Source organism: Sphingobacterium sp. T2 (assembly GCF_000814685.1).
Taxonomy (GTDB): domain Bacteria; phylum Bacteroidota; class Bacteroidia; order Sphingobacteriales; family Sphingobacteriaceae; genus Sphingobacterium; species Sphingobacterium thermophilum.
In genome coordinates this window covers 1-6285 of sequence record NZ_JXAC01000227.1, presented here as the reverse complement: position 1 = coordinate 6285, position 6285 = coordinate 1, and the positions used below count along the sequence as shown (strand labels likewise).

Sequence of the window (6285 nt, the reverse complement as noted above, 5' to 3'; positions counted from 1 at the left end):
TTCTCTTGCTTGTCAATCTTTGTTGTAACTCTCGTTGATTGATGCAAATGAAGAAAAAGAGAAATTTGCATCGGAAGTGGATAGTAATTCCACTAACGATAAGTTAAACAACTTTGCAATTTGATTTAATCTCGACAAATTTACATCTGTAATTCCTGTCTCGATTTTTGAAAATGCTGGAATGGAAATGTCCAATCGCTTTGCGACATCTTCTTGACTCCACCCTTTCTGGTGTCTTAATAATCTAATTTTTTTCCCTAAAGTATTCATTTGGTAAATGTTTTTATTATTTAGCGCGCAAGTTAAAAAAAAATTATTAAATAATAAAGTCATTTATTCAGACTTTTTGTCCCTTCGAGACAAAAATTTGTCCGCAAACGTTAAAACATTTGACACCAGCATAATTATTGGAGGTCATAAAAAGGGAGTTAACCCCTTGAGAATCAAAACTCTCTAAAAAATCTTTAAGCTCTGTAATATCTAAGAATATGTCTAGTTTTGGATGCTGAAAAGTATCCTTAATCTTTGCAACAATTTCGTTAAGGATAATATTTTTTTCTTTGATGCTATTTTTATTTACAAAAACATACAGCATAATCTGACTCATTCATCGAGCGACAATATAAGGAAAGCTTCTCTCCTTCAAATACATCGTAAGGATTTAACTCGATAACAGTCAACAACTTTTGCAAAGGAAACTGCTCCTTCACAGCATGAATACTTGAGCGAAGCTTGGCGGGGGTATGAGCAAAATCCTGATACACTACCGACCCTCCCTCACTCTTAACAAACTCTAAATAACGAATAGAGCTTTTAAAATCTTTTATTGCTTCATAAAAGTCGGTGCGGCGGATTCCCAGCCACTCACATACCGTATATGCTCCTGCTATATTCGACAGGTTCTGTCGTCCTATGACAAGAAGAGGAATGTCTTGGCCATCATTATGAAGATATGTCACGCCTTTATTTATCGTATAGGCGGGAAGCTTATAGCCATGACGGTTTATCTTAAGCTCTTTGGTTTCATTCACCACCTTCACCACATTGGCATCTTCTTTATTATATACCAACGTTCCTTTCGGCACTATAGTATATATAAAATCTCTAAACTGCCTATAATAATCTTCCTCTGAGATTTCCATGTTAAAAGAATCCCAGGAAATATTACTTAATAAAGCTATGTTAGGGTGATAATAATGGAATTTGGAATGGGCGTCGATGGAAGAAGCATAATATTCATCGCCTTCGATAAGGATGATGCGTGCTGTGGAAGTCAGGCGAATCAGGGACTCAAAACCTTCGATTTTAGCGCCAATGACGTAATCGAAATCCTTTTCCATTTTTTTCAGCACATGCATGATCATACTGGTAATGGTAGTCTTCCCAAAAGTCCCGGCGATGACCACACGAATCTTTTCTTTGGATTGCTCGTAGATAAATTCCGGAAAAGAATAAATCTTGATATTGAGTTCCTGTGCTTTCAGCAACTCGGGATTGTCTGCTGCGGCATGTTTTCCAAGGATGATAGCGTCTATATCTTCTGTAATTTTATCGGCATTCCACCCTATCTCTTCAGGATACAGACCTGCTTCGATAAGCTTGGATTTCGATGGCTCGACGATCTGGTCGTCCGACCCGGTCACCTGATGTCCCAACTTAGCCAAACTTATAGCCAAATTGTGCATCACACTACCACCTATTGCTATAAAATGTACACGCATAGCAAGAGATTATTGTTTAATAAACTTCGCCGCACACCAGTTGTCCAGCACTTTATGGCTTTCATAGGCTAAGGCATGCTCTTCACAACATTGCTTCAAGATTGGCAAGTCCTCTTCGACATAAAAGCCGGAAATATAGAGCTCTCCGCCTTTCTTGAGGTCAGCAGCATAAGTTGCCATCTGGTCCAACAAAATATTTCTGTTGATATTTGCCAGGATAGTGTCAAACGCCATACCGGCAATAGCTTCTTTGGACCCCAAACGGGATTCTATATTCGAAATATTGTTTAACTCACAGTTTTCTTTGACACTGTCTATGCATACAGAATCGTAGTCTACCGCAAGGACGGATGAAGCTCCTTTTTGAGAAGCCAAAATAGCCAAAATCCCCGTACCACAGCCCATATCCAACACTTTCTTACCTTCAAAATCATTTTCCAAAATATAAGAAAGCATCATAGATGTCGTCTGGTGATGTCCTGTACCAAACGACATCTTAGGGTCAATGACTATTTCATAAGTATACTCCGGTTTTGCTTCGTGGAAGGTAGCTCGGACATAGCAACAGTCGTCCACTACTATAGGATTGAAGTTGCTTTCCCATAGAGCGTTCCAGTTTTGCTCTTCGACATCCTGGATTTCATAATCCAGATGATAGCCATCTACCTCTCTTAAGAGCAGGGTTTCCAATGCCTGAACGTCAAAGTTAGCACTGGGAACATAGGCTGAAAATCCTTTTTCCGAATCCTCAAAAGAATCAAAACCTATCTCTCCCAGCTCAGCGATCAACAAATCCTTCTGCCAATCTTGAATATCCGAACTCACAAAGTGAACCGCAGTATATTTCATGATATATTATTATGCATTAAAAACTTTAACAATTTCCAAGAAATCTCTGGATTTCAAAGAAGCTCCTCCGATTAAACCTCCGTCAATATCTTGTTGAGCAAACAAAGTAGCGGCGTTGGAAGGGTTACAGCTACCCCCATATAGTATTGTAGTACTCTCAGCCGTCTCTGCGTCATATTTGTCTGCGATAGCCTGACGAATGAAAGCGTGCACTTCTTGCGCTTGCTCAGGACTTGCCGTGAGACCTGTTCCTATAGCCCACACCGGTTCATACGCCAACACTATATTTGCGAAGGCTTCCTTACTTAAGTGAAACACTCCTCTGTCCAATTGGTTTTTGATAATGTCGAAGAATTTTCCGGACTCACGCTCTTCTTTGGTCTCGCCGATACAGAAAATAGGTTTTAAATCATATTTTAATGCTGCATTAACTTTTTCTGCCAGCAGCTCATCTGTCTCACCGAAATAAGCTCTACGCTCCGAGTGGCCAAGGATAGTATATTCTGCACCTACCGACTTCACCTGTGATGCCGAGATCTCTCCCGTATAAGCGCCGGACTCCGCCTGGTGAATATTTTGAGAGCCGATTTTCACGTTGGAAACACCTTGCGACAACTTTGCCACTGAGGAGAGATGAATGAACGGTGTACAAACAATTACTTCTTGGTTACCACGAACTTCATCTTTAACCATATTCACCACCTCCGAAAAAAGGCTTAACCCTTCTTCGTAAGTTTTGTTCATTTTCCAGTTTCCTGCTACGATTTTTTTATCGCATCTTCTTTTGTATTTAGATTGATTAATAATTTCTTAAATATTCAGTCTTTTCGTAGACAGCACTAAGGATAGCCTTATCTTCCTTCGTCAACATCTCTCCTTTCATCGAGCTTTTCCGTTCGAGCATGTCCATAAACTTTTCCAAGATATAACTTGTCGTCCTATGTTCAGACATCCAAGTAAAGTCTGGTACAAATTTGGGAATAAAATTCGATATTGCAACCTGCACTCCCACGCCCAAGACTGTGCCGGTAGTGATCTTAGACTGGATAGCCAACATGCTGTAATCACCAATAAAGACTCCGCACTTCTTCAGTCCCGTATTCCTAAAGTCATGGGCTGCATACGAATAAACCTTTATCTCGCCCCAATTGTTCTGCAGATTGGAATTTGTTGTGCCTGCTCCCAAGTTACAACCTTCACCCAACACGGCACAGCCCAGATAGCCATAATGCCCTTTGGCGCTGTTGCCCCAGATGACGGTATTGTTGAGCTCGCCACAAACCGTAGAATGATCTCCCACAGTCACATTTGGATAGAGTATTGTTCCTGACTTGACACGCACATTATTACCAATCACACAAGGACCATGGATCACACACCCCGGCTCAATCACCGCATTATCTTCTATGATTATCGGACCTTGGAGAGCATTCAGATAAGTTCCTTTGGCTATAGCGGCAGATGAAGAGATATAAAGCTTTTCCCCTTCCACTACATAATCATGGCTTTGCAACTTATTCAACCTATCCATATAAAACAGGGCAGCGTCAAAGGAAATTTGTGCGCCATTGGTAACAAATATATCTTCTAATTCCTGCAGGACGATAGTTTTTTGCTCGTAAAGGACGATATCGTAGTTGAGGTCAGTAATACATTGCTCAAGGTCTTCGGCAGCCTGTTTGGTAGTCAACAAAGCAATCCATTGCCCTTCAGCACCTATAAGGCGTTGTCCTACCTGCAGCGTTTTAAGCTTTTCCAACAGAGAAACTTCCGGTAAGATATGGGCATTGACAAGTAGAACAAGATCTTGGGTAGGTGTATACGGATACTTACCTGCCAGATGGTCCTCGGTAAGGTAAGAAACGTCCGTATGGAAGAGCTTGGCCCACTTATCGTTGAGTGTGTAAGCTCCTACTCTAAGGTTTCCAACAGGCCGTGTCGCCACCAAAGGCAACAGTTTATTCCTTTCAGAAGACCTGTCATACAATACAATGGAGAAACTCATTGTCCTAAAATACAAAAATCCCGATAAAGCTATCGGGATTTCCATATATAATCGTTAAATTATAATTACTTCTTGTTGTAACGGCTACGGAATTTGTTCGATACGACAGGTCAGTATCAACTAATTTCATCTTACCAGTATAGAATGGGTGTGAAGTATGAGAAATCTCTAATTTTACTAATGGATATTCATTACCATCTTCCCAAGTAATAGTCTCTTTAGTTTCTACACATGATCTAGTCAAGAAAGCATAGTCATTCGACATATCTTTGAATACAACTAATCTGTAGTTTGATGGATGTAAGTCTTTTTTCATTTTATCTTATGATTACAATATATGCTAATATTTGAGGTGCAAAGATAATTTATTTTATTTTAAATCCCAAAATAATATTTATCTACACCTACAAAAAATTATCAACACTTTTACCACGAAATATTCAGAACACAAAAAGTATATATTTTTTATATATTCCATCCACCCAAAAACATAATTTCTTACTTTTGCACATTATTTAAAATATATAGACAATGAGTATTTCACTATCCGAACAGGAAATTCAACGTAGAAAAAATTTACAAAGTATCATTGACTTGGGGATCAACCCTTTCCCTGCCGATGAATACGAGGTAAACGTTACTGCGGCAGATATACTGGAAAACTACGAAAGAGATAAAATAAACTATAAAAATATCCGTATCGCCGGACGTATCATGAGCCGTAGAATCATGGGTAACGCTTCTTTTATAGAGATTCAGGATTCTACAGGACGTATACAAGCCTACGTAAAGCGTGACGACCTATGTCCGGACGAAGACAAGACCTTTTATAATACGGTATTCAAAAAATTGTTGGATATCGGCGACATAGTAGGTATCGAAGGTTATGTGTTCACCACTAATACGGGTGAGATTTCTATACATACGCAGAAGTTAACTCTTCTTACCAAGTCGTTGCGTCCACTTCCGGTAGTGAAAGAGGCCGACGGCAAAACGTTCGACGCCTTCACCGACCCTGAGCAGCGCTATAGAATGCGTTATGTGGATTTGATTGTAAACCCACAGAACAAAGAAATCTTCATCAAGCGCACGAAGCTCTACAACGCCATGCGTCAATTCTTCAATGACGCAGGCTATATGGAAGTAGAAACACCTATCTTGCAATCCATACCGGGTGGTGCTGCAGCACGTCCTTTCATTACGCATCACAATGCCTTGGACATTCCGCTATACTTACGTATTGCAAACGAGCTGTATCTGAAACGCCTTATCGTTGGAGGCTTTGACGGTGTGTATGAGTTTGCGAAAAACTTCCGCAACGAAGGTATGGACCGTACGCACAACCCGGAGTTCACCGGCATGGAGATCTACGTAGCTTACAAAGACTACAACTGGATGATGGATTTCACCGAACGTCTGTTGGAGCACTGCGCCATCGCCGTAAATGGCACGACAAAAGCTACCTTCGGTGAACATGAAATTGACTTTAAGGCGCCTTATCCGCGCATCACGATGACCGAAGCCATCAAAAAATATACAGGCTTCGAAATCACTGGCAAGTCGGAAGATGAAATCCGTGAAGCCGCAAAAAGTATGGGCATCGAAGTGGACGACACCATGGGTAAAGGTAAACTTATCGACGCCATCTTCGGCGAAAAATGTGAAGGCAACTTTATCCAGCCTACCTTCATCACCGACTACCCATATAGA

Annotated in this window: 5 protein-coding genes and 2 pseudogenes; 1 reads left to right on the top strand and 6 read right to left on the bottom strand. The window is 40.6% G+C overall.

Annotated features, from left to right (window positions below):
- Nucleotides 1-66 precede the first annotated feature (66 nt).
- The 6 genes and pseudogenes from SD31_RS12805 to SD31_RS21015 all read right to left on the bottom strand — a co-directional run.
- A pseudogene (locus SD31_RS12805) lies at nucleotides 67-270 on the bottom strand (helix-turn-helix domain-containing protein); the annotation flags it as partial.
- 302 nt (nucleotides 271-572) lie between these two features.
- Nucleotides 573-1721 (bottom strand): Mur ligase family protein, encoded by a 1149-nt coding sequence (locus tag SD31_RS12800; RefSeq protein WP_231561610.1) that lies wholly within the window; start codon nucleotides 1719-1721, stop codon nucleotides 573-575.
- 9 nt (nucleotides 1722-1730) lie between these two features.
- Entirely contained in the window at nucleotides 1731-2570 is an 840-nt protein-coding gene (gene prmA, locus SD31_RS12795) for a 50S ribosomal protein L11 methyltransferase (protein WP_039054424.1), read from the bottom strand.
- A 9-nt stretch (nucleotides 2571-2579) separates the two neighbouring features.
- On the bottom strand, nucleotides 2580-3314 hold the full coding sequence (gene tpiA / locus SD31_RS12790; RefSeq protein WP_039054423.1) for a triose-phosphate isomerase: 735 nt from the start codon (nucleotides 3312-3314) through the stop codon (nucleotides 2580-2582).
- A gap of 55 nt (nucleotides 3315-3369) precedes the next feature.
- The gene (locus SD31_RS12785; protein WP_039054422.1) at nucleotides 3370-4575 is read right to left on the bottom strand and encodes a putative sugar nucleotidyl transferase; all 1206 of its coding nucleotides are present in this window, start codon (nucleotides 4573-4575) and stop codon (nucleotides 3370-3372) included.
- Nucleotides 4576-4640: 65 nt separating this feature from the next.
- Nucleotides 4641-4891: pseudogene (locus SD31_RS21015) on the bottom strand (type B 50S ribosomal protein L31).
- Between the two features lie 215 nt (nucleotides 4892-5106).
- Between SD31_RS21015 and lysS the strand changes: the two are divergent.
- Nucleotides 5107-6285, top strand: a 1179-nt coding sequence (gene lysS, locus SD31_RS12780; protein WP_197053712.1) for a lysine--tRNA ligase, incomplete at its 3' end; no start/stop codon positions are given.

Excerpts from the sequence above, each read along its gene's own strand:
- SD31_RS12800 (WP_231561610.1), bottom strand. The coding sequence starts at position 1,721 with ATGCGTGTACATTTTATAGCAATAGGTGGTAGTGTGATGCACAATTTG.
- prmA (WP_039054424.1), bottom strand. The coding sequence starts at position 2,570 with ATGAAATATACTGCGGTTCACTTTGTGAGTTCGGATATTCAAGATTGG.
- tpiA (WP_039054423.1), bottom strand. The coding sequence starts at position 3,314 with ATGAACAAAACTTACGAAGAAGGGTTAAGCCTTTTTTCGGAGGTGGTG.
- SD31_RS12785 (WP_039054422.1), bottom strand. The coding sequence starts at position 4,575 with ATGAGTTTCTCCATTGTATTGTATGACAGGTCTTCTGAAAGGAATAAA.